1 protein-coding gene is annotated in these 432 nt (G+C 62.3%); it reads right to left on the reverse strand.

Translation table 11 applies throughout. The features are described 5' to 3' along the window. Positions 1-115: 115 nt before the first annotated feature. Positions 116-432: excalibur calcium-binding domain-containing protein (locus BKN05_RS12020; RefSeq protein ID WP_286688741.1), on the reverse strand; the 317-nt coding region annotated here is incomplete at its 5' end.

Below are 432 nucleotides of genomic sequence, written 5' to 3' on the forward strand. Positions count from 1 at the left end.
CCTAAACCAAACGTCGGTCTTTGCTTGGCCGTAGAGTTATTTTTCCAGCCGCAGTGGTTTCGCTGCGGCTATCGCTTTCTGTAGGCCACAGGCTCAAGCTATAGCCCGGACAGGATTATTCACAGGCTATGCCGTCGTTATCGCCGTCAAGTTGTGAGCGATAGCCCGGCTCGCCCCTGTGCAGCGGAGCGGCCCCGGCGGCGCGGGCTGCAGCGCAGTTCTGGAAATACGGCTCGGCGCCGGGTGCCGCCGGTGGAGCAGCAGGAGCAGGTGCCTCGACTTGTGCCGGTGCCACCGGGTGTTCGTTCATCTCGGGATTCGCCCCCGGAGCCTCTGGTCCTGGTGGCTGATCTGCTGGAGCTTCCTGAGCACGCGGGAAGCGATCGTCGTAGCGTTCCGGAAGCACCGTACCATTGCCACGCTTAGAATGCT

The sequence above is a fragment of the Corynebacterium sp. S5S1 genome, from assembly GCF_001913985.1.
In the GTDB taxonomy this organism is placed as follows: Bacteria; Actinomycetota; Actinomycetes; order Mycobacteriales; family Mycobacteriaceae; genus Corynebacterium; species Corynebacterium marquesiae.